Source organism: Exiguobacterium sp. TNDT2 (genome assembly GCF_003331145.1).
In the GTDB taxonomy this organism is placed as follows: Bacteria; Bacillota; Bacilli; order Exiguobacteriales; family Exiguobacteriaceae; genus Exiguobacterium.
The window spans coordinates 39,842-62,461 of sequence record NZ_QLVE01000015.1 but is presented as its reverse complement, the minus strand read 5'-3'; the positions used below and the strand labels follow the sequence as shown (position 1 = coordinate 62,461).

Below are 22,620 nucleotides of genomic sequence, written 5' to 3'. Positions count from 1 at the left end.
TTATATGTCTTTCCCTTTATAGGCGTCATCCGACTCCTTCATGAGACGTTCCCGCTCGGCATGCGTCTGCGGATAGCCGTTCGCCTGCCACTCGGCTCGATAGTTCGAATCGAGTTGAGTGAGCCCTTCTTCAGCCTCATCCTTATCCGAATCGACGCTCTCCATCTTGTCCATCTTGCTCCATGTATCGTCATCCCGGTCCTGAGTCAAGAGCGCCGCTACTTTCGGTGCGACGAGCGCGGCCCCGGCTACCCCGAGCACGATTCCCATCAATACTTTCTTATCCATCCGAATTCCCCTCCTTGGTCACTATGTACGGATAATTCCACTGTTCCATAAAATCGAAACCAAATTTCTAAAGCGTTTACATAAATTCAAGAAGTGGAATACTAGTCAACAGAAGGAGGCGATCAAGATGAATAAATCAAACCATCCATCTAAACGGCCATTTGACAATCCTGATGCGTTAGATACCGATAAAGAGAGTATATATGACCAGGAAGGGATGGAAACCGTCGACCCAATCCCAGTTGAAGATTTGAATCAAGAAATGCAAGAGGAAAAACAAAAACGGAAGACAAAAAACGATTCTTCTAGTGAAAAAAGATACAACGGGCGATAATTTAAAAACAGCTGTGAGGGCCCCTCACAGCTGTTTTTAAGTTAAGTCATTTGGTGAAAATCCGTACGGAAGCATCTCTTCTTTCGTCATCACTTTCGTCTCCCCGGCCATGTTCGCGAGGATCAACGTAAAGTCGTCATTGGCAAACTCGGCGATGACTTGACGGCAAGCGCCGCATGGCGAGATCGGTCCGTCCGTGTCGCCGACGACGACCACGGTTTCGATTGCCTTGCTGCCTTCCGATACCGCTTTGAAGATGGCGGTCCGTTCCGCACACATCGACAACCCGTACGAAGCGTTCTCGACGTTGCAACCCGAGATCTCTTTGCCGGTCTCGTCGATGACGACGGCCCCGACATTGAACTTCGAATAAGGGGTATAGGCACGCGACCGGGCATCAATCGCTTTATGGACGAGCTCGTTCACTTTTTCTTGTGGGATCATCTGATGTTCCTCCGCTTCTTAACATTTATTAAAGAAGTCTGACATCTGAACTATAACGTGAAAATGCCATTCTTGCAAGCGTTTTCACCACCCCGTCAATACTTTTTCTTTTTCTTCTTCTCGAAGACGACGATTGACTCGACGTGAGCCGTCTGCGGGAACATATCGTACGGCTGGATATAGTTGATTTTATAGTCGGCTTTCATGAGCTGGTCCGCGTCACGCGCGAGCGTCTGCGGGTTACATGACACGTAGACGATCCGTTTTGCTTTCGATGAAATCATCGCGTTCAACAGTTGATGGTCTACCCCGGTGCGCGGCGGGTCGACGACGATGACGTCTGGAATCCAACCGTCCTTGACCCAGCGCGGAATCCAATGTTCGGCCCGGCCTTCGACGTAAGTCGCATGGCTAAAGCCGTTCTCACGCATGTGCGCATTCGCATCTTCGACCGCTTCCGGGACGACTTCCATCCCGCGAATCTCTTTCGCGTGCGGCGCGAGCCATAGCCCGATCGAACCGACACCGGCGTACGCATCGATGACGCGCTCTTCGCCTGTGAGCCCTGCCGCCTCGACGACTTCACGATACATAATCTCTGTCTGAGCCGGGTTGAGCTGGAAGAAAGCGCGCGGTGACAAATGATAATGGACGTCATCGAGTTGCTCGTCCATCTTGTCTTGACCGGCAATGTGGACCGTGCGGTAACCGAAAATGACACCCGAGCGGTTCGAATTGATATTGATATGGAACGACACGACATTAGGCAGCGCCATAATGCGGTCGCTCAATTCGTCTAAGCGCGGGACGTCTTCATTTCCGACGACAAGCACGACTTGGACATCGTCTGTCTTGTAACCTGAGCGGACGATGACGGTACGGGCGAAGCCGATATCACGGCGCGCATCATATACCGGGATGTCGAGCTCGTTCAAAATACGGACGATGGCGTTGTTGATGTTCGTCGTGTCTCGCTGTTGCACCATGCAGTGTTCGATCGGTACGAGTTCGTTCGTGTTCGGCTTGTAGAGACCCGACACGATCTCGCCGCGTCGTGTCGAGAGCGGAAACTGTGACTTATTGCGGTAGTACCAAGGGTTGTCCATCCCTTTCGTCGCACGGATATCCGACTTGTCGACATTCAATTTCGTCTTTTGACGGAAGGCGTTACGGACGATTTCTTCTTTATAGTCCATCTGCAAGCGCGGACTCATATGCTGAATCTGGCAACCGCCACACTCGTCATAAATCGGACATGGCGGTATGACCCGGTCCGGTGAATCATTGTCGCGCTTGATGACACGGGCCTCGGCGTAGTTCCGTTCGACGCGCGTAATCTCGACTTTTGCCTTCTCGCCCGGCAATAAGTTCGGGATGAAGATGACCATCCGATCAATCGTCGCGATGCCCTCCCCGTTAATGCCTAGCCGTTCGGCTTGGGCGCTTGTGTATTCTCCTACGATCAGTTTCAACGTGTTTCATCCTTTCGAGATGCTTGTTCTAAATCTTTGGCGTAACGTACGACTTTCGCACGTAAGGAATCAATATCAGCTAACAATCGATGCAAATCCTCTGGCGTCGTAAATTCGTCCAACGTATTGACTGATAAGCACAGTAATTCCGTTCTCGACTTTAACACGTTCATTTTTCCTGCCGTATCCGTTCGTGATTTACCCATCTCGTGATCGCTCCTTTAGTTCGTGACAAAGAGTTGTTATTATAGCATACTATTTCATGTGACTTGATGAAAAGGTGGAATTGATATGCAAAACATCTCGATAACGTTTGATCCGTGGGAAGCATACCTCGATCAAACCGAGTTCGGTCGCCTCGTCCTTTCGAACGTCGAAGTGACGACGACCAAGCTATGCAATATGCGCTGCGAGCATTGTGCGGTCGGCTTTATGCTCGATCAGACGGAAGAGCCAGAAGTCCCGCTCGACTTATTAATTTCGCGATTGGATGAAATCGAGCATTTACGCGCGTTCTCGATTACGGGCGGCGAACCGATGCTGTCGATGAAATCGGTGCGCAATTACGTCGTTCCACTCCTGCGTTACGCGAAAGAACGCGGTGCCCGGACACAAATCAACTCGAACTTAACACTCCCGCTCTCTCGCTACCATCTTATTACCCCTTACCTCGACGTTTTGCACATCTCACATAATTGGGGAACGGATACCGACTTCTTAGAGGCCGGCTTCGCGATGATGGACCGGAAACCGAGCGCAGAAGCACGCTTGAAGATGCTTCAGACGATGAAAGACAACGCGCGAGCGCTCACGGCTGAAGGAATCATCGTATCGGCCGAGACGATGCTCAACAAACGAACGATTCCGCACTTGAAAGAAATCCATGAAGAAATCGTCGCACTCGGCTGTCAGCGTCATGAAGTGCACCCGATGTACCCCGTAGATTGGGCTAGTGCGCTCGAGTCGGCATCCCTTGCCGATACCCGCCAGGCCATCCACAATCTGCTCGACGTCCGGGACGAGAGCGTGTGGATGTCGTTCGGGACGTTGCCGTTCTATGCTTGCTCCGACTTGCCTGAAGATCGCGCTTTATTGAAACGACTCCACGAGGCGAAGAACGTCACCGTCCGCAACGACCCGGATGGCCGTTCACGCCTCAATACGAACATCTTCGACGGCCAAATCATCGTCACCGATTTCGGGGATGAGCTCGGTACACTTGGTACGCTCTATGACACCTCGTTTCAAGACGCGTATGAGGCGTGGACGAACAGCAGTTTGAACGGCACGTTGTCATGCCACTGCTCGGCCGTCAAATGTCTTGGTCCGAACGCACTCGTCAAACAAGCGTACTATCTTGAGACGAACTTCCGTGAACGTGTAGCCGAGCCGTTTTAACTATTTTTATTCGGGAAATATTTAGTATATAAACCGAATCGAGGTGTTCGAAGATGACAGCCATTTATGTATTCATGATTACAATCATGGCCATTATCATTTTTGGTGGCGTGCTCAGCATCTTATTGACAGCCGCATTCGTTTCAGACAAAGTAGACCGTGATGAAGTATTCAGTCAAGGCAGTTGGGATGATGAACTCTTACACTTGAATCATGTACCTCAACTGATTGACGAACCAAAAAGCTGAGACCCTTCTCAGCTTTTTACTATGTAATGAATAATGAGGTGAACTATGCAACGGTTTCGATTTTCAATTTTATTACTCGTCGTCTTTATTTCTGGATTGATTCAAGGGGCGCTTATCCCATTGTTGTCGACGCTCATCGAACGGGACGGCAACCCGGCCTGGTTGAACGGGTTGAATGCGACGATGCTCTACTTGGGTGTCATCGTCTCTGCGCCGCTGCTCGAACGGTTCGTCCGCAAGTACGGGTTTCGGCCGACCATCGTCCTCGGCATCGTCATGACGGCACTCGCCACATTGTTCTTGCCACTCTGGCCGTCCCTGCTCATGTGGGCGCTTATGCGTTTCATCATCGGCTTCGGGGACTCGGCGCTCCATTACGGTTCTCAGGTGTGGGTCACCTCAGCGAGCGAGAAGCGCAGCCTCGGCCGGGCGATGGCGTATTACGGCATGGCATTCAGCCTCGGTTTCGCAGTCGGTCCGCTCATCGCCCCGCTCGTCGACCTCCACTTTTGGCTGCCGTTCCTCGTCTTGATCGTCTTCTGTCTTGCTTCCTTGTTCTTGATTTTCAAGGTCGACAACGAATACCCGGAAGCCGAAAAAGTGAAGACCGACTCGAAAGGACGGATCCGCCTCGTCCTCATCGGTGGCGGCTATACGCTCTTACCTGCCTTTACATACGGTTTCCTAGAGGCGAGCTTGAATGCGAATTTACCAATCTTCACGGTTCGGAACGACATCGGGCTCACCCAGACGAGTACGCTCATCACGACGTTCATCGTCGCCTCGATTATCGTGCAGTTACCGCTTGGACGGCTCGCCGACCAGTTCGGGAAAAAACGGGTCCTGCAAATCGTGTTGACACTCGGCACGCTCGTCTTCGCCATCGCCAACCTTGCCGTGGATCATTATGCTTGGCTTCTCGTCTTGTTCGCTCTAGCAGGCGCCGGGCTCGGCTCGACATATTCGCTAGGACTGGCCCATATGACAGAAGTGTTGCCGCGTTCGTTGTTGCCGACCGGCAATATGCTATATAGCATCTCGTTCAGTGTCGGTTCGATCAGCGGGCCAATGATCGGAGCGTTTTGGATCGTGTTACCGAAAGAAGTGTATTTTTTGATGTACACACTCATTCTTGGCATTTTGGCCGTCAGTTTGTTTACGGCGAAAGCCAAGCCGATTGACGTCTAAAAGGGAGGATCTCCACGGAGACCCTCCCTTTTTCACGTTATTCTTTCACCGGACCGAGCCTGACATCGTTTCGTTCGAATGCGCGCATGAACACTTCATCGAGCGCGAACGGTTCTGTCTCAAGTGAGGCCAACACGTCTGATTTGAGCGTGACCTCGATGACGCGGTCATTGATTTGCCACTTTGTCTGAATGTCATCCCCTTGCCGCATGGCACGCGCGTCCACTTGCTCATGATGCTCCTTTAATCCGCGACTTACGCACTTCATCACGTATTTGACATACTCGTCTCGCGGTTGACGGGAGATGAGTATGTTTCGGACAATCGCATTTCTTGCCACGGTACAACCCTCCTTTCCATTAGATTCGCACGCAAGTCTTTACAATGAAGACCGATTTTTTTACCTGAAAGAATTCAGAATTTTTAATATATTTTGCCATGAGAACAAGATTCCGTCAACCGTGGCTCACCACTGTTTCATTAACGGGCCGAACGGTTCGTTCTCCCTTGGAAGTAAGTTGACAGATAAATGCCCGCGATGACGAACAGCAATCCGACGAGCGCGTTCCACGGGATCGTTTCACCGAGCAACACGCTCGATAAGACGACGCCGAATAAGGGAACAAAGAACATGTAGAGCGACACCCGGCTGACCGGGTTATATTTCATCAGCGTGTTCCACAACGTGAATCCGACCGCAGACAAAAGTGCTAGATACAGCAAAAAGAAGAGCGTCGTCACTCTATAAGGCAGGAACACATCCCCTGGCGCGAGCACATAGCCGACGACAAGCAGACCGAGCGAGCCGAACACCATCGCCCAAGCCGTCATCGGAGCGACGTCATAGCTACGTGAATAATCCTTGGCAATCAAGTTCCCGAACGCTCCTGAAATCATCGCCAAAATGAGCAGGATCTCACCAATCCCAAACCCGATTTCTGCATGCGCCGTCGGCCAGTTGGCGATGACGATCCCGGAGAAACCGAGCGTGAGGGCAATTCCTTTCAATCGGTTGAGACGGTCATCCTCATAACGAAAATGAGCGAGCGCCATTTGGAAGAACGACGTCGATCCCGCGATAATCGAGCCTTGGACCCCAGTCGAGATGGAAAGTCCGATATAAAAGAACAAATATTGCAAGAACGTTAAAAATGCCCCTAAATGTGCATACGCCTTCAGTTTTTCCCCGTTTAATCGAATCGGTCGTTTGAAGACGAGGCGGCTGATTACGAGCAATAAAAGACCGGCCAATAAAAAACGTTCGCCGGCAAAGAACAGTTGCTGGCCATACTCGTGTTCTTGAATATCGAGCGCCTCATAGCTCAGTTTGATGAACGGGAAGGCGCTCCCCCATAAAAACGTGTTGAATAGCGCTAGGAACGTTACCGTCCAAGGGCGTTGAAATACATTTTGCATGACACAAAAACTCCTTAATCTTTTAGTTTGTGAGTTATTATGATTGGTGCTAAAATAGACTTACATGATAATAATTATAAATAATGCTATTAACCGAAACGAGCGTTAAACCCAATCATATCAACAATAGATAATGATAATCATCCTCAATCATTATCATTTAACTGATATATATTCTCAATTAGAAAGAGGTGCTCACATGAACACATCAACTGCTACACATGAAAAAAGCCACGTTTTCAAACGGGCCAACTGGATCGAACATATCGAGCTCATCATGGCGCTCATCAGTGGTGTATTGATTGTACTCGCATATATCGCGGAAAGACAAGACGGAGCTCCTGCGCTCTACGTCACTCTTTATTTGACCGCCTTTTTAATCGGCGGCTACGCCAAAGCGAAAGAAGGTCTGACGGATACGTGGGAAAACCGCTCGTTGAACGTCGAGCTGCTTATGATCATCGCCGCTATCGGCGCCGCCGCCATCGGCTATTGGATGGAAGGCGCCATTCTCATCTTCATTTTCGCGTTATCCGGCGCCCTCGAGACGTACACGATGAACAAAAACGAACGTGCCCTCGAGTCATTGATGGAACTGCAACCTGAACAAGCAACGCGTTTCAACGCCTCTGGTGGACTCGAGGTCGTCCACATCGATGACCTTCGCGTTGGAAATCACATCTACGTCAGACCCGGCGAACGCATCCCAGTCGACGGTCGGATTTTGAAAGGCAGTGCCTCGATCGAGGAAGCCGCCATCACCGGTGAATCGATTCCTGTCGATCGAAACGTTGGCGACGAGGTATACGGCTCAAGCGTGAACTTGAACGGCGTCTTGACGTTAGAAGTAACAAAACTCGCCACGGAAACGTTGTTTCAAAAAATCATTCAAATGGTGCAGCAAGCCCAAGAAGAGAAGTCACCGTCGGCCCAGTTCATCGACCGGTACGAGGGACGCTACGTTCAAGTCGTGCTCGCCTCCGTCACGGCAATCATCACGCTCGGTCCGGTGTTGACACCATGGTCGCTTGAGACGAGCATTTACCGTGGCATGATTTTACTCGTCGTCGCTTCTCCGTGCGCACTCGTCGCAGCGATTACCCCGGCCGCTCTCGCTGCCATCGCTTCGTCTGCCAAACACGGAATTTTATTCAAAGGCGGCGTCCATATCGAAAACATGGGTCGCTTGAAAGCGATCGCCTTCGATAAGACCGGCACACTCACGATCGGTAAACCAGAAGTCCAAGCGGCATTGATCCATCCAACCGTTGAGAAAGAGCACGTCTATCGCGTTGTCAGCTTGATTGAAGAACATTCGATGCACCCGCTCGCCGAATCACTCGTCCAATTCACTGGGACTTACACCGGAACGATGGAACACTTTAAAGATGTGACCGGGTCCGGGATTGAAGCAACCATTGACGGTGTCGCTTATCGGGTCGGCAAACAAAGTTTCGCCGATCGAAGTCACGACTTTTTCAGCGTCGAAGTCGAACGTTTAAAAGCGGCCGGCCACACGCTCGTGTTCGTCAGCGATGACGAGAAGACGATTGGAGCGTTCGCTCTACGGGACACACTACGCCCTGAAGCCAAACAAGCAATCGAGCGACTCAACCACCTCGGCATCGAGACGATTATGATTACAGGGGACAACGAGGCGACAGCTCGAGCCATCGCCTCTGAGGCAGGGTTGACCCGCTATATCGCCGAGTGTCTCCCGGAAGAGAAAGTCGCGCAAATTAAACAATTAAAACAAGAGTATGGTAGCATCGGCATGATTGGGGATGGCATCAATGACGCCCCTGCCCTCGCGACGGCCGATGTCGGGATCGCGATGGGTGAAGGGACGGACGCCGCTCTCGAGACGGCCGACGTCGTCTTAATGAAAAACGACCTCCGTCGATTGAGCTCGGCCATCAAACAGTCCCGCAAATTGAATCGGGTCGTCCTCCAAAACGTCGTGTTCGCCTTAGGCGTCATTCTCGTACTGATCGCGACAAACATCTTCGAACTGCTCGTCATGCCGTTCGCAGTCGTCGGCCATGAAGGGTCGACCATCCTCGTCATCTTGAACGGGCTTCGTTTGCTTAGCACGTCGTTGGAATGACAAAAATCGACACTCGTTCATGCCGTCATTGAAAGCCGCTGGCGATTTCGCTATAATTGAAACAATGTGTCTAATTAGACCGGAACTGATTAGGAAGATTGGCTAAAGGTGGTACAGTATATGAATACGATTGCAGTAATCGGCAAAGTGTTTGTCGATATTAAAGGAACCTCGTTCGCCCCGCTTCATAAAGATGCCAAGAACGTCGGTGACATTACGTTTTCTAACGGCGGGACCGGGCGTAATGTCGCTCAAAACCTAGGTGTTCTCGGAAATGACGTTCGTTTCGTGTCGACCGTGACGAATGACCAGATTGGAATGGGAGTTCTCGAAGAGCTCCGTGCTTTGAATGTCAACGTTGATCACGTCGATTTGCTCGACGACAATGGGATGGGCATGTGGCTTGCCGTCATGGACAATAATGGCGACCTGCAAACGTCCATCTCGAAGCAACCGGACGAAGCGATGATGGAAGAATGCATCCTCCGTCGCATCGATACGGTGTTCGCTGAAAGTCAGGCGGTCGCGATTGACCTCGACTTGTCAGTCAATGTATTGAACGAGACAATCGAACTGTGCCGCGAAATGAAGCTTCCGCTGTATGGCGTGTGCGGTCATCTGTCGGTGATCGAACGGAACCGTCACTTGCTCCAAGGCTTCACCGGCTTCATTTGCAGTCGTGAAGAAGCAGAAATTTTGTCTGACATGTCCATCGTCACCGTGGACGATGCGTTACGTGTCGCCGAAGTGCTTGCAATGAAAGGAGCCCCGCTTACAATCATCACGATGAGTGAGCTCGGTGCCGTCTACGTCGACTTGCGTACGAATGAACAAGGTCACGTCCCGACGACGAAAGTAAAAGTCGCCGACTCGACCGGTGCTGGCGACTCGTTCTTCTCCGCTGTCATCTCCGAGTTGATGAAACGTCATCCGATTGAAGATGCGCTCCGACTCGGGATGCGCGTCGCCGGAAATGTCATCGCCTCACATGATAACGGCTTGACGCCTGAGATGTATGCCTCTCTCGAACAACCAGCAACAGATTAACGAAAACGCATCGGCCACGAGTCGATGCGTTTTGTTCACGATTCGAAATCGAAAGGAACGATTCCATTGGTCAGAACAAAATTGCGCAGTGCCATCATCCTCGTGAATGAACGTGACGAAGTCGCACTCATTCGTCGTGAGAAAGAAAACCTTTTGTATTATGTGTTTCCGGGCGGTGGTGTCGAATTGGGTCATACGGCTGAAGAGACGGCCGTCCGCGAAGCGTACGAAGAGCTCGGTGTTCACGTCGAACTTGAAGGCGTGGCTGCGCATGTCGCTTTCAACGGCGAATTGAACCCGTACTACTGGGCTCGCGCGACCGGTGGTGAGTTTGGGACAGGGACTGGTGAAGAGTTTCAGGCCGAACAGACGAACGGTTCATACACACCGATGTGGGTGAAACGTAGCGCGCTCATCCATTTGCCGGTCCGACCGCCATCACTCGCGGACTTGCTTTCAAAGCATTCTGAACGATTTTTCAATAAAACATTGGCAGAAGACTGATTTCATGTGTAGCTTCCTGACATTTCGGGAATGAAAGTTTCTAACGATAACGTTCAGGAGGCATATACATGGATACTGCAGAAGTGAAAGAAAAAAAGAATTGGTTCGCCTTCGGGAAGGAATTGCTTCGTCGCTTTAAAGAACATGATGTTCAAGATTATGGTGCGACGCTCGCTTTTTTTTGGTTCTTATCGATTTTCCCGGGACTCATCTTCATTCTCGCGTTGTTGTCGTTCTTCGACATCTCCCAGGCGTCATTCCAAGAACAACTGAATAACTTGGCCCCGGGTGCGGCCGCGACTGAATTTTTATCCGGCATCTTTGACGCCATTGGCGAACCGCGCGGCGGGCTCCTCTCAATCGGTGCGATTTTAGCGATTTGGTCGGCCGCTAAAGGGGTCGAACGCCTAGTCAACATGGCGATTCATGCATACGGGGAAGACAACGAACGAAATTTCTTCGTCAGCAAAGGAATCGCCCTTGGGTTGACGTTATTGCTCGGCATCGGCGTGCTGTTGCTCATCGTCTCGAACGTGTTCGGATCGCAAATCATCGATTTCGTGGCCCGTTACATCCCCATTTCAGGGGCAGACGTCATCTTGATTAACGTGTTCCGCTACGTGCTGACGACCGTCATCTTGATTTTGACATTGTCGATTTTTTATAAAATCGCGCCACAACAACACGTATTCTGGAAGAGCACGATTCCTGGCGCCATCTTCGGCGTCATCGCCTGGCAAATCGTCTCCTTCGGTTTTAGTCTTTACGTCTCGAACTTCGGCAATTATGATTCGACGTATGGCTCACTCGGAGGAATCATCGTCACGTTGCTTTGGCTCCAACTGACCGGAATGATTATTTTGATCGGTTCTGAGATTAACGCCACGTGGCAGCGTTTCTTTAAAACGCCGAGCGAGCGCGAATACGAGAAGAACTACAAGAAAAACAAAAAATCCAAATCAAAAGATTCGGACGAAGACGACTATAAAGATATTCCCGTCAACACATACGGGTGACGCAAGAAAGGCGGTCTCTACTGGAGAGGCCGCCTTTTTTTCGTTATGCTTCGACGACATCGAGACGTCCCGTCGCAGGGTCGATGACGAACCCATGGACGTTCGTGCCCGGCGGTAAGAGCGGGTGGTTTTTAACGAGGTTGACCGAATTGACGACGTTCGCTTCGACCGAGTCGAACCCATGCAACCACTTCTCCAAATTCATCCCTGACGACTTGAGCGTCTGGAGTGTCTGCGGTGCAATGCCGCGACGTTCCATTTCCGCGATGACGGTGTTCGGGTCGATCGCCGCCATGCCGCAATCATAATGCCCGATGACGATGACTTCTTCGGCCCCAAGCGCATATAGCGCTACAAGGATCGAACGCATGACCGATCCGAACGGATGCGATAGTACGGCTCCCGCATTTTTAATAATTTTGGCATCCCCATTCTTCAAGCCGAGGGCGTGCGGCAACAATGCCGTCAGACGCGTATCCATACACGTTAAAATGACGATTTTTTTATCGGGAAACTTGTCAGATACGAATTGCTCATATTGTTTTTCTGTCACGAATTTTTTGTTGAACGCTAGCATTTCTTGAACGACTGACATATGATTCCCCTCCTTTTAATTCACGCGATCAATCGCGCCACCAGCAACCCGATGACCATCCAAGCGCCGAACAACGTGTTCACTTTGGCGGTCATCGCCATCGCTGGCATTAATTGAGCCGGTTCCTGTTTGACCCAAAAGCGTTTCACCGCCCGAATCATAATCGGAATAGTCAAGAGTGACAACAGCACCCAAGGCGTCACGCCAAACCCGAAGACGGCAACGACGATGCCGACCAGTGCCGCGACAAAGAATCCGGCTAAGACGAGTACGGCACGACGATGTCCAACGAGACAAGCGATCGTTTTGCGCCCATTCACTTTATCGTTATCCAAATCCCGAATATTGTTCGCGAGCAAGATGGCCCCGATTAAAAGCGCCATCGGAAACGACACGAGCAACAGTTCCGTCGTCACCGTCTCGATTTGAATATACCCCGAGATGCCGATGATGACATACCCCATGAATAGGCCAGCGACGATTTCTCCGAACGGCGTATAGGCGATTGGGAGCGGACCTCCCGTATACAGGAATCCGACGACCATCGACAAGACACCGATCCAAATCAAATGCCAACTCGTCGAGGCCGCGATATAGAGCCCGAGCACGGCCGCCACTCCATACATGCCGAGGGCGATTCCGAGCACTTGACCGGGTGTGAACCCATCGCGTACGATCGAGCCACCGATTCCAATGGAACCTTCGTGGTCGAGTCCACGCTTATAGTCATAATATTCATTGAATAAATTCGTCGCGATTTGAATCAAGACCGAGGCGATGAGCATCGCCAAGAACAATCCCCACTTCAACTCGACTTGTCCGAGAACGATGAACGTCCCCAACAGCACCGGTATAAAGCTCGCTGTCAACGTATGCGGGCGAATCATGCGCCAATACGCGCCTTTCTCTCTCTTCTTCATGGACTTCCCTCCCTTCGTTAGTTTACGTCTCTTTAAAAAAATCTGTCAATGCCCGCCGCTCGGACGTCTCCATTCACTTTCTCGAGCATTTGACGGCCAGTTCTATCCTGAAGTCATGATACACTAAAGAATGAGAATTCTATTGGATTGAGGAGGCTTTTTTTTCATGCCAGATGCTCAAACACATATTAAACAACGCATCGAACAAGCCCATAAACGGGCACGTGCTTGGCAACGACCGGTACTTGCCTCGTACACGTGGGAAATCCCTTCGTTTGACGCGTTCCATATCATTCAAAATACCGAAACATCACATTATTATTTTTCGACGCCCGACCGCTCTCTTGAGATGCTCGGATGTGCCGACGCGCTCGTGTTGACGGCTTCCGGTCCCGAACGGTTCCAACGGTTACAGTACGATTGGAGCTTGCACCGCCGGGACGTCGACGCAATCATTTATGCATTCTCAGGCTTCTCTTTTGACGCATTCGTGCGACCTCAGAAAAATATGTGGGAAGCATTCGGGGAAGCGTCATTGGTCGTACCAAAATTTCTGTACCGTCGTTCAGGCGACAAGTATACGTTGACCGTCTCAACACTCGTCTCCGCGAAACGTTCGGTCGAACAATATTTGATTCAATTGGCCGACCAGCTTGCCCAGTTCAATGCGTTACACGCGCCCGACGAAAAACAGCCGACCTATTCACAGGTCAAAGATGGTGTCGAACATTTCAAGTCGAGCTTTCAACAAGCCAAATTGAACATTGCCGAAGAACGCGTCGAGAAAATCGTCATCGCCCGAGAAGAGATTTATCAGACCACTGATGAAGCGTTTCCGTTTTCGACCACACTACGTCATTTGTCGGAACATCAAACGGGCAGTTACGTCTTCTTGTATCAGCCAAAACGAGAGATTGGTTTTTTTGGAGCGACTCCGGAGCGCCTCGTCAAAAAACAAGGACCGTACATCGAAACGGCCGCAATCGCCGGGACGATTAAGCGACCGGACACTGAAATCGAGGCAGATGCGGCCAAACAGATGCTATTGCATGATGCCAAGAATTTAGAGGAACATCAAATCGTCGTGAAGGACATCAAGAACTCCCTCACGCCATACGCCGCCACCATCAAAGCACCAGAGTCGCCGCTCATTTTGGAGAACCGGTCGGTGTTCCATTTGCATACACCGATTCAAGCGACGCTCGATACGAACGCATCCTTGCTATCAATCGTCGAGTCGCTTCACCCGACACCAGCGCTCGGCGGATCGCCGAAACGGACTTCCGTCCGGCTGTTGCGTGAGATTGAACGATTCGACCGCGGCTGGTACGGATCACCGTTCGGTTGGCTGAACACGGACGGTGAAGGTGAATTCGTCGTCTCGATCCGGTCGGCGCTCGTCCATCATCAGTTCGTGGCGTTATACGCAGGCTGTGGAATCGTCCAAGAGTCTGAACTCGAAGCGGAGCTCGACGAGACGGAAATCAAGCTCAGTCCAATCAAGCAAGCACTTGGGTTGGATAAAGTACGCGCAGGAGGCAATGAAGCATGAATGAAACGTTAACGGATTGGGTCGCCTGCATGATGAATCGGCTCGTCGAACAAGGAGTCGAGGACGTCGTCATCAGTCCCGGCTCTCGTTCGACACCGCTCGCCATGGCCGCCTATCTTCATCCGAGCGTCCGGCATCATATCATCGTCGACGAACGGTCGGCCGCCTTTTTCGCACTCGGGTTGACGCGATCGCAGTCATCGTTACGCCCGGTCGCGCTCATCTGCACGAGCGGCACTGCCGCCACCAATTACTTTTCGGCGGTGGCCGAGGCGAACATCTCGCAACTGCCGCTCGTCGTGTTGACGACCGATCGGCCGCACGAACTGCGGAATGTCGGGGCACCTCAAGCGATCGACCAAGTCCGACTTTACGGCGAGCACGTCAAAACGAGCATCGACCTCCCCGTTCCGGAAGCGGCAAGCCGGCGCTATATGGAACAGACAGTCTCTCGGCTCGTCCGGACGAGCATGCACGCACCGTTCGGACCAGTCCACGTGAACATCCCGTTCCGGGAACCGTTGTTGCCGGACATCGAACGCTTGACGTCACTCCTGAGCGGTGATGCCGATCCGGCCGAACCGACCTATCTCAAACCGACAAGCCTTGACCTGAAACGCTTTAAACAAGAAATCGACGTCAATCATCTCGCTTTCATCGTCGGACCAGGCACTCCGCCGTCATGGCTCGAGCACATCTACGCGTCGGCATTAGAGCGTCATATCCCTGTCTTTGCCGACCCGTTAAGCGGGATGAGACGTTTCGATCATGTTTTGACGAACTATGACACGTGGCTTGCGAGCGAGCATCGTACGGAATGGATGCCTGACACGGTCGTCCGGTTCGGGGCCGCCCCCGTCTCGAAACGGCTAAATCAGTGGCTTCACGACGTCCCGTACGTCTTGGTCGAGCAACCGGGATCGTTCCGCGACCCGTCGAACAGCGCCACGGTCGTGTATGGTGATGCGATGGATTACGTGGCCACAATCGACAAAGTATATGATCCCGACTTACTCGGCCGTTTTTTGTTGTTCGAACGCGTCGCCGAATCGAAAAAACCTGCCTTGAGCGGAGAAAGCGCGTTGACGCGTCACTTGCTGGCGTCTCGTCTCGACCGCATCTTCGTCAGCAACAGCATGCCGATTCGCGATATCGATACGACACTTTCAGCCGGTCAATCGATCGCCGTCGTTGCTAACCGCGGTGCGAACGGGATTGACGGCATCATCTCGAGCGCACTCGGTGCCTGTTACGATACGGACAAGGCCGCCCTCTTGATTGGCGACTTGGCGTTTTATCACGACAGCAACGCCTTGCAACTCGTCAAATCGCACCCAGGCTCATTCTCTATCGTCGTCGTCAATAACGATGGGGGCGGCATCTTCTCTTTCTTGCCACAAGCCTCGATCGCACCGCAAATGTTCGAAGACTTGTTCGGGACGCCGCTCCACTTGAACTTGCGCGGGTTCGCCGAGACGTACGGACTCAGCTATCGCTTGCTCGAGCAGCCTGAAGACGTCACGGCGGCGATTGAAGCAGGCGTCCAGCTGATTGAGTTTCCGTCCGATCGCGCTAGAAACGTGGCCGAGCACCGGCTTTGGACGGCTGCAATCACGGACCGTTTAATGACGGAGAACGAGTCGTGATGCATTCGCTACGGGGCGTATCCTATGAAGTGCTCGAACGCGGCAGCGGCCGGCCGGTGTTAATCCTACACGGGTTCACTGGGAGTGCGGGCTGGCTCTCCCGCTTTCCAGAGCTACCCGTCCACCTCGTCGCCCCGTCGCTGTTGCAGCATGGAGGCACCGGACAGCAACCAGTCGAGCGTGCCAAGATGAGTCAACAGGTAAAAGATTTATCAGTACTCCTTGACACGGATGACGGTCCATGGACGGTCATCGGATACTCGCTCGGCGGACGCATCGGCATGACGCTCGCCGCCTGTGATCATCGGGTCGCCCATTTCATTGGGATCAGTACGACACCTGGGCTTGATGCGGCCGAACGTCGACAGCGCCGGCGTCAAGACGAAAAGCTCGCCGAGTTCATTGAGCAAGCAGGACTCGAGGCGTTCGTCGACCGGTGGGAACGACTCCCGCTCTGGCATCAGACTGACGAGATGCGCGCTGCCCTTCGCCCCGAGCGATTGGCGCAGTCGCCAGCTGCACTCGCGGACAGCCTTCGAGCCGTCGGGACGGGCAGTATGCCTTCGCTTTGGTCGTGCCTTGACCGTTTGCCCCGTATCGATTTGATTGTCGGAGAGCACGATCTCAAGTTTCAACAGATCGCTCGGAATATGCAGTTGATCCGGCCCGATATTGAAATTCATGAAATTTCGGACGCATCTCATGCTCCACATATCGAGAATGCCCAACAATTTGGTACAATGATAGAGAAATTGATTTTAGGGGGAATTTAAATGGAATCAGTAGCAAACTGGACATCGGTCCGCACGTACGAAGATATTAAGTACGAGAAGTGGAACGGCATTGCCAAAGTCACTATCAACCGCCCGGAAGTAAGGAACGCGTTCCGTCCGCTCACGGTCAACGAGCTCATCGATGCGTTCGCACGCGCCCGTGACGATAAAGAAGTCGGCGTCATCATCTTGACAGGTGAAGGCGATCAGGCCTTCTGCTCAGGCGGCGACCAAAAAGTACGCGGCCACGGCGGCTACGTCGGTGACGACGAGATCCCACGCTTGAACGTCCTCGACCTTCAACGTTTGATTCGTGTCATCCCGAAACCAGTCATCGCTATGGTAGCCGGTTACGCGATCGGTGGTGGACACGTCTTGCACGTTGTCTGTGACTTGACGATTGCAGCGGACAACGCCCGTTTCGGTCAAACTGGGCCAAAAGTGGGATCGTTCGATGCCGGCTATGGTTCTGGTTACTTGGCTCGTATCATCGGCCATAAGAAAGCGCGTGAAATCTGGTACCTTTGCCGTCAATATGACGCCCAGCAAGCGCTTGAGATGGGACTCGTCAACACGGTTGTCCCACTCGAGCAACTCGAAGCTGAAACGATTCAATGGTGCCAAGAAATCTTGCAACACTCACCAACGGCCCTTCGCTTCTTGAAAGCTGCGATGAACGCTGACACGGACGGACTCGCTGGTCTTCAACAGCTCGCCGGTGACGCGACGCTCCTCTACTACACGACAGACGAAGCGAAAGAAGGACGCGACGCCTTTAAAGAAAAACGCGACCCAGACTTCGGTCAGTTCCCGCGTTTCCCGTAAATCGACAAAGAGTAGCGACTTCGCTACTCTTTTTTTGGAGGTCCTGATGATGAATCGTTATTTGAAACAACATCGACATGACGCCATGGCGCTCGTCACCGCATCTGGTCAATGGACATGGTCTGAGTTGATGGATGAGAGTGCGCGTTTAGCCCATTTCTTGAATCATACCGTTCCAGAGGCCCGTCACATTGGATTATTCGCCGCGAACAGCGCCGACTACGTCATTGCCATCCACGCCGTTTTATTACTTGGGAAAGTGCTCGTCCCGCTCAATACCCGGTTGACGATGAGCGAACTGGCGGGACAAATCGAGACGGCCGATGTCGATGTGTTGCTCGTCGATGAACCGATTGAACTGTCAATCACCCAATTCAAGTTGACGTCACGAGATGAGGCACCACTCACCACAGCGCACGAATGGACAGACGATGAAGTCGTGTCGCTCATGTTCACCTCAGGCACGACGGGACGAGCCAAAGCCGTAAAGCAGACGTTCGGCAATCATATTGCGAGCGCCGAGGCGGCCAAGGCACATCTCGGATATGGGACGAGCGACCGGATGCTCGTCGTGACACCGCTCTTCCATATGAGCGGACTCGCGCAAGTGTATCGGAGCGCCCGTTTCGGTTCGCTACTATACGTCGAACCGAAGTTCGATGTCGCTCGTACACTCGAGTTGATTGAGACGGCAAGAATCACCCACATCTCGCTTGTCGCGGTCATGCTTCAGCGGCTCCTCGACGCAGGTCTCTCCCGCCATCAGTTGCAACTTCTGCTCGTCGGCGGCGGTCCCGTACCGCGTCCATTGCTCGAAGAAGCCGAGCGGCGGCAGTTACCGATTGCCCAGACGTACGGGATGACGGAAACGTGTTCGCAAGTCGCGACGCTGTTGCCAGCCGAGGCACTCGCCCGCATCGGCTCGAGCGGTCAAGCGATTGTGCCGACACGGATTCGCATCAATGCGGATGGGGAGATTGAAGTGAGCGGTCCGACGGTGACCCCGGGGTATTATAAGCAACCTGAGGCCGACGCCTGGACGGACGACGGCTATTGGCAGACGGGCGACCTCGGCACGATGACAGACGGTTATTTATACGTCCATGACCGCCGTAGTGATTTGATTATCTCTGGTGGCGAAAACATTTATCCGGCCGAAATCGAGAGCGTACTGTTGCGGTGCTCAGGCATTCAAGACGTCGGAGTCATTGGACGGCCCGATCCGATTTGGGGAGCGGTACCCGTCGCGTTCACGGTCGGGTCATTCGACATCGACGAAGCGAAACAACTGTTGCATGACCGATTGGCGACGTACAAGCATCCGAAAGCATGGATTGCCGTCGATGCCCTTCCCCGTAACGCCAACGGAAAATTGATGCGCCATCGCCTAAAGGAGGCCGACCATGATTCAACGCGCTGAACTATATATCGTTCCGCTCACGTTCAAACACCCGATTGTGACCGCCCACGCCGTGTTGACGACGAGACGGACCGTCATTCTCCGTTTAGAGACGAATGACGGGGTGGTCGGGTACGGGGAAGGGGTGGCGTTCGAGACCCCATGGTATACGGCCGAGACGGTCCACACCGTGACCGAGGTATCCGCTCTAATCATCCAACTATTGAAAGGAACGACCTTGTCCGCCGTCTCATTCGGCAATCATGTCAGCTCGATCATCGGTCACCCGATGGCGAAAGCGATGTGGGAGAGTGCCTTGTGGGAGATTGAAGCTGCCCGCGCGAATCAAACGTTGAAACAATACATCCAGGCCGGCGACGCCGTAGCGTGCGGCCGGACCATCGGCATCGGCCTCTTGAGTCAAACGTTGAACTCGATTGACTCTGCACTCGAATCTGGATTTGAACGAATCAAGTTAAAAGCGTCCCCGCATGAACTGCTTCCCGCGCTCAATGAGATTCGGAGCAATTTTCCGGAGGCCCCGCTCATGATCGATTTGAACGGCAGCGGCTCCGAGCAACCGCTCGACTGGTTCGAAGCGTTAGACACCTATCGTCTCTTGATGATTGAACAACCATATCCAAGTGAACATTGGGTCGCATCGGCCGATTTACAGGCGAGACTCGAGACCCCGATTTGCCTCGATGAATCGATCAATTCGGTCCAAGACGTGACGACGATGAACCGACTCCAAGCCGGCCGGATCGTCAATATCAAACCGGCCCGTGTCGGAGGGTTGAGCGCGGCGCTTACGATTCGTGATAGCGGCACGCCGTATTGGGTCGGCGGCATGTACGAGTCCTCGATCGGCCGTTATCACACGCTCTTATTCGCCTCGTTGAGCGGGTCCGCTTACCCCGCTGATATGGCCGGAACGAGCGCGTATTTCGAGACCGATCTGCTCGATACACCGCTCGAAGTCGAGAATGGACAGTTGATGCTGCCCGATCAGGTCGCACCAGATTGGACGATGATCGAGCAACTGAGCGAACAAACGATTCGACTCCTCTAAAAAAGGCGGCAGACCTCGTGTCTGCCGCCTGTTGATTGTTAACGGAACGTGCCCGTCAATACTTCATATCCGTCTTTTGTGACGATGACCGTGTGCTCGAACTGCGAGACGAGGCTGTTGTTCGGGGTGAACAATGACCAGCCGTCCTCTTCCGATTGATAGACGATTTCGTCTTGCGTCGAGATGAATGTCTCGACGGCAATGACTTGACCTTCCTTCAAGATGTCGTTCTCTTCACGACTATAGTAGTTCGAGATCGTCTCCGGCTCCCCATGAAGGGTGCGCCCAAGACCATGGCCCGCCAAGTTGCGGATGACCGTGAAGCCGTTTTTCCGGGCATCGGCATAAATCGCTTTCCCGATTTGGTTGACTTTGACGCCGGCCTTCACTTTGCTGAGACCCGCTTCGAGCGATGTCAACGACACTTCGACCAAACGCTCGTGTTTAGCCGATTTCGGTGTACCGGCGATGACCGTTCGTCCTGTATCGGCATAGTAGCCGTCCTTCACGGCCGACACGTCGACGTTGACCACGTCGCCGTCTTGGATGACGAGGTCGCCCGGAATGCCGTGGGCTGCCACTTCATTGATGGAGATGCACGTGTATCCTGGAAACTCATACATCGTGATCGGAGCCGAGGCGGCCCCTTCTGTTTCCAAAACGCGTTGTCCAATCTCATCCAATTGTTTCGTCGTCATACCCGGCTTGACCGCTTTCGCCATCTCGTCGCGCGCCAAGGCGACAATTCGCCCGATTTCGCGCAATGCATCGTAATCATAATCTAACATCGTTTTCCCTCTCAATCTAATAGTCGATTTTGGTATAAGAACTCTTCTGATAAATCCGCAAATAAAAACATGCCGTCCGGTAACGGATAACTGAACGTCCGCGTCACTTCGTTCGAGCTGAAGTCACGATAATCCTCGGACAAGTAACCTCGTCCGCGCACGTCCATCGCTGCCATCGTCCGAATGAAGTACGGACGGAAACTCCAGTTATAGCCGCGATACGTATTGTCGACCGTCCAATTCGACTGCGCCTGATAGACGTTCGCGCTCGTCTGGAACCCGGTTTGGTCCGTCAAATAGTATCGGACGAACGTCCCTTCGAGTTTTGGCGCGATATGGAGCAACCATTCATCTTTCTTATCGCGCGACCACTTCCCGCTTTGCACGAGATCGTGGATTTGTTTATGGAGTTCGAACTCGAGCTCATACAATCGCTTGATCCGTTCTTGGTCATGCAGGAAGAACGACGGTACTTCTTGCTTCAACACACTCATCCCTTTCGCTTCTCGAGGCGGCGTCGCATTGCTTGGCCCGAGGAGACTTCCCATATAATAACGCCCCCCGTGACGCCATGCATAACGTAGCTGTCCGAGATGGTCGATCGATTTATACAGGAGCGGTGCCCCGAGACGGGAAGCGATATACTCCATCGTCTGAAGCATTTGCGGATACGTGACCGATAACGTCTTCTTCTCGACCATCGTCGCCAAATCGACGAGGAGCATCTCAGGCGCCACCGTCATGATGTCTTCGATGCTCGTTGACTCCGCGAAGTCGAGCGCGACTTTGACACCGGAAGAACGGTAATACTGGACGACACGGGACAAGCGCGACACGTCGACGAGATCCGTCCCTTGGAGCGTCACATAAATGCGATGGAGCGGGAAATTCAATTCTCGAAGCGGGGCCAGAAACGCCTCGCCGCCTTCTTCGAGAATCCATTCCGAACGACACCGGAACGTGACGAATTGCGTCGCATCTCGCAACTGCTCGGCCGCCAAACGCTCCATGCGCTTGGCAATATCAAGCTGATACTCGAGTGGAACATCATCGTCATAAAAGAACGGGGTGAGCGACTCGCCCCTGAACTGTCCATGTACCATGTAACCCTCTACTTGAAAGGTCGCGGCCCCAAGAATCGGTTCAAATGTCACTTCGACTTCATCTGGATTCATCATCACATCCACTGCGTCCAACTTGATCACCTCGTCTTTTTTTCTAAACACGAAAGCGAGCTGGTTTCAGCTCGCTCGTGTATGCACATACATATAGGCACCGAAACAAGCAATGAAATACACGATACTCATCACACCGTAGCCGATTCCCATCTTCCCGCCGACACCGATGGCCATCACGAGCCAAATCATCGCACCGAACAAGAGCGTGGCGACCGGGATATATCGAAAATTCGGACGCTCGGTCCGCGTTATAATCGGTTTCAAAGCCAGGACGCACGCCACTAGTATGACGAGACCAAAACCTAGTTCAATCATCCGTTGACACCTCATTTTTCTGTCTCTACTCGTTTAGTGTAGCATGACACCAAAAAAAAAACCGCAAATCCACTTAAGGAGATGCGGTTTTTGGT

General features: G+C 52.6%; 25 protein-coding genes. 14 read left to right on the top strand and 11 right to left on the bottom strand.

Annotated elements, in window-relative coordinates; all coding sequences use genetic code 11:
* Positions 1 to 288: a hypothetical protein gene (locus tag DPV68_RS09430; RefSeq protein ID WP_114166526.1), complete on the bottom strand. Its 288-nt coding sequence runs from the start codon at positions 286 to 288 to the stop codon at positions 1 to 3.
* A gap of 127 nt (positions 289 to 415) precedes the next feature.
* Here DPV68_RS09430 and DPV68_RS09425 point away from each other — a divergent pair, with 127 nt between their 5' ends.
* Positions 416 to 622 (top strand): hypothetical protein, encoded by a 207-nt coding sequence (locus DPV68_RS09425; RefSeq protein WP_114166524.1) that lies wholly within the window; start codon positions 416 to 418, stop codon positions 620 to 622.
* A 36-nt stretch (positions 623 to 658) separates the two neighbouring features.
* Here the strand turns inward: DPV68_RS09425 and DPV68_RS09420 are convergent, their stop codons facing one another.
* From DPV68_RS09420 to DPV68_RS09410, 3 genes are all read right to left on the bottom strand, one after another.
* A complete protein-coding gene (locus tag DPV68_RS09420) occupies positions 659 to 1,066 on the bottom strand; it encodes a cytidine deaminase (protein ID WP_114166522.1) in 408 nt (135 codons plus the stop codon).
* A gap of 95 nt (positions 1,067 to 1,161) precedes the next feature.
* The gene (rlmD, locus tag DPV68_RS09415) at positions 1,162 to 2,538 is read right to left on the bottom strand and encodes a 23S rRNA (uracil(1939)-C(5))-methyltransferase RlmD (RefSeq protein ID WP_114166521.1); all 1,377 of its coding nucleotides are present in this window, start codon (positions 2,536 to 2,538) and stop codon (positions 1,162 to 1,164) included.
* Positions 2,535 to 2,744 (bottom strand): hypothetical protein, encoded by a 210-nt coding sequence (locus DPV68_RS09410; protein WP_114166519.1) that lies wholly within the window; start codon positions 2,742 to 2,744, stop codon positions 2,535 to 2,537. Before DPV68_RS09410 ends, rlmD begins: the two co-directional genes overlap by 4 nt.
* 85 nt (positions 2,745 to 2,829) lie before the next feature.
* Between DPV68_RS09410 and yfkAB the strand changes: the two genes are divergently transcribed.
* From yfkAB to DPV68_RS09395, 3 genes are read left to right on the top strand one after another with little or no spacing between them, the layout of a single operon-like run.
* Positions 2,830 to 3,936, top strand: coding sequence for a radical SAM/CxCxxxxC motif protein YfkAB (gene yfkAB, locus DPV68_RS09405; protein WP_114166517.1), 1,107 nt, complete (start codon positions 2,830 to 2,832; stop codon positions 3,934 to 3,936).
* Between the two features lie 53 nt (positions 3,937 to 3,989).
* On the top strand, positions 3,990 to 4,184 hold the full coding sequence (locus DPV68_RS09400; RefSeq protein WP_114166516.1) for a hypothetical protein: 195 nt from the start codon (positions 3,990 to 3,992) through the stop codon (positions 4,182 to 4,184).
* Positions 4,185 to 4,229: 45 nt separating this feature from the next.
* On the top strand, positions 4,230 to 5,372 hold the full coding sequence (locus tag DPV68_RS09395; protein ID WP_114166514.1) for an MFS transporter: 1,143 nt from the start codon (positions 4,230 to 4,232) through the stop codon (positions 5,370 to 5,372).
* A gap of 37 nt (positions 5,373 to 5,409) precedes the next feature.
* Here DPV68_RS09395 and DPV68_RS09390 read toward each other — a convergent pair whose 3' ends face one another.
* Together DPV68_RS09390 and DPV68_RS09385 are read right to left on the bottom strand one after the other, a co-directional pair.
* Positions 5,410 to 5,712 carry a hypothetical protein gene (locus tag DPV68_RS09390; RefSeq protein WP_114166513.1) on the bottom strand — a complete coding sequence of 101 codons (303 nt, stop codon included), beginning with the start codon at positions 5,710 to 5,712 and terminating at the stop codon, positions 5,410 to 5,412.
* Between the two features lie 140 nt (positions 5,713 to 5,852).
* Positions 5,853 to 6,788: a DMT family transporter gene (locus DPV68_RS09385; protein WP_114166511.1), complete on the bottom strand. Its 936-nt coding sequence runs from the start codon at positions 6,786 to 6,788 to the stop codon at positions 5,853 to 5,855.
* A 199-nt stretch (positions 6,789 to 6,987) separates the two neighbouring features.
* Here DPV68_RS09385 and DPV68_RS09380 point away from each other — a divergent pair, with 199 nt between their 5' ends.
* The 4 genes from DPV68_RS09380 to DPV68_RS09365 all read left to right on the top strand — a co-directional run bounded on the left by DPV68_RS09380 (position 6,988) and on the right by DPV68_RS09365 (position 11,462).
* The gene (locus DPV68_RS09380; RefSeq protein ID WP_114166510.1) at positions 6,988 to 8,895 is read left to right on the top strand and encodes a heavy metal translocating P-type ATPase; all 1,908 of its coding nucleotides are present in this window, start codon (positions 6,988 to 6,990) and stop codon (positions 8,893 to 8,895) included.
* 120 nt (positions 8,896 to 9,015) lie between these two features.
* Entirely contained in the window at positions 9,016 to 9,942 is a 927-nt protein-coding gene (locus tag DPV68_RS09375) for a carbohydrate kinase family protein (protein ID WP_114166509.1), read from the top strand.
* Between the two features lie 66 nt (positions 9,943 to 10,008).
* Positions 10,009 to 10,446, top strand: a complete 438-nt coding sequence (locus tag DPV68_RS09370) for an NUDIX domain-containing protein (RefSeq protein WP_198662287.1) — start codon at positions 10,009 to 10,011, stop codon at positions 10,444 to 10,446.
* Between the two features lie 68 nt (positions 10,447 to 10,514).
* Positions 10,515 to 11,462, top strand: a complete 948-nt coding sequence (locus tag DPV68_RS09365; RefSeq protein WP_114166506.1) for a YihY/virulence factor BrkB family protein — start codon at positions 10,515 to 10,517, stop codon at positions 11,460 to 11,462.
* A gap of 43 nt (positions 11,463 to 11,505) precedes the next feature.
* Here DPV68_RS09365 and DPV68_RS09360 read toward each other — a convergent pair whose 3' ends face one another.
* Positions 11,506 to 12,057, bottom strand: a complete 552-nt coding sequence (locus DPV68_RS09360; protein WP_114166504.1) for a beta-class carbonic anhydrase — start codon at positions 12,055 to 12,057, stop codon at positions 11,506 to 11,508.
* Positions 12,058 to 12,077: 20 nt separating this feature from the next.
* Positions 12,078 to 12,977, bottom strand: a complete 900-nt coding sequence (locus tag DPV68_RS09355; protein WP_114166503.1) for a 1,4-dihydroxy-2-naphthoate polyprenyltransferase — start codon at positions 12,975 to 12,977, stop codon at positions 12,078 to 12,080.
* 166 nt (positions 12,978 to 13,143) lie between these two features.
* Here DPV68_RS09355 and DPV68_RS09350 point away from each other — a divergent pair, with 166 nt between their 5' ends.
* The 6 genes from DPV68_RS09350 to menC are packed head-to-tail and all read left to right on the top strand — an operon-like array spanning position 13,144 to position 20,244.
* Positions 13,144 to 14,529: an isochorismate synthase gene (locus tag DPV68_RS09350; protein WP_114166501.1), complete on the top strand. Its 1,386-nt coding sequence runs from the start codon at positions 13,144 to 13,146 to the stop codon at positions 14,527 to 14,529.
* Positions 14,526 to 16,175: a 2-succinyl-5-enolpyruvyl-6-hydroxy-3-cyclohexene-1-carboxylic-acid synthase gene (gene menD, locus DPV68_RS09345; RefSeq protein WP_114166499.1), complete on the top strand. Its 1,650-nt coding sequence runs from the start codon at positions 14,526 to 14,528 to the stop codon at positions 16,173 to 16,175. The genes DPV68_RS09350 and menD overlap by 4 nt, the downstream gene beginning before the upstream one ends.
* Entirely contained in the window at positions 16,175 to 16,948 is a 774-nt protein-coding gene (locus DPV68_RS09340) for an alpha/beta fold hydrolase (protein WP_114166498.1), read from the top strand. The genes menD and DPV68_RS09340 overlap by 1 nt, the downstream gene beginning before the upstream one ends.
* Positions 16,949 to 17,773: a 1,4-dihydroxy-2-naphthoyl-CoA synthase gene (gene menB / locus DPV68_RS09335; RefSeq protein WP_114166497.1), complete on the top strand. Its 825-nt coding sequence runs from the start codon at positions 16,949 to 16,951 to the stop codon at positions 17,771 to 17,773. It begins immediately after the preceding gene.
* A gap of 49 nt (positions 17,774 to 17,822) precedes the next feature.
* Entirely contained in the window at positions 17,823 to 19,193 is a 1,371-nt protein-coding gene (gene menE, locus DPV68_RS09330; protein WP_114166495.1) for an o-succinylbenzoate--CoA ligase, read from the top strand.
* The gene (gene menC, locus DPV68_RS09325) at positions 19,177 to 20,244 is read left to right on the top strand and encodes an o-succinylbenzoate synthase (RefSeq protein ID WP_114166494.1); all 1,068 of its coding nucleotides are present in this window, start codon (positions 19,177 to 19,179) and stop codon (positions 20,242 to 20,244) included. The genes menE and menC overlap by 17 nt, the downstream gene beginning before the upstream one ends.
* 38 nt (positions 20,245 to 20,282) lie before the next feature.
* Here menC and map read toward each other — a convergent pair whose 3' ends face one another.
* The 3 genes from map to DPV68_RS09310 form a co-directional block, all read right to left on the bottom strand.
* The gene (gene map, locus DPV68_RS09320) at positions 20,283 to 21,032 is read right to left on the bottom strand and encodes a type I methionyl aminopeptidase (protein WP_114166493.1); all 750 of its coding nucleotides are present in this window, start codon (positions 21,030 to 21,032) and stop codon (positions 20,283 to 20,285) included.
* A gap of 11 nt (positions 21,033 to 21,043) precedes the next feature.
* On the bottom strand, positions 21,044 to 22,207 hold the full coding sequence (locus DPV68_RS09315) for an EAL-associated domain-containing protein (protein WP_232819586.1): 1,164 nt from the start codon (positions 22,205 to 22,207) through the stop codon (positions 21,044 to 21,046).
* 66 nt (positions 22,208 to 22,273) lie between these two features.
* On the bottom strand, positions 22,274 to 22,525 hold the full coding sequence (locus tag DPV68_RS09310; RefSeq protein WP_034781064.1) for a hypothetical protein: 252 nt from the start codon (positions 22,523 to 22,525) through the stop codon (positions 22,274 to 22,276).
* Positions 22,526 to 22,620 lie beyond the last annotated feature (95 nt).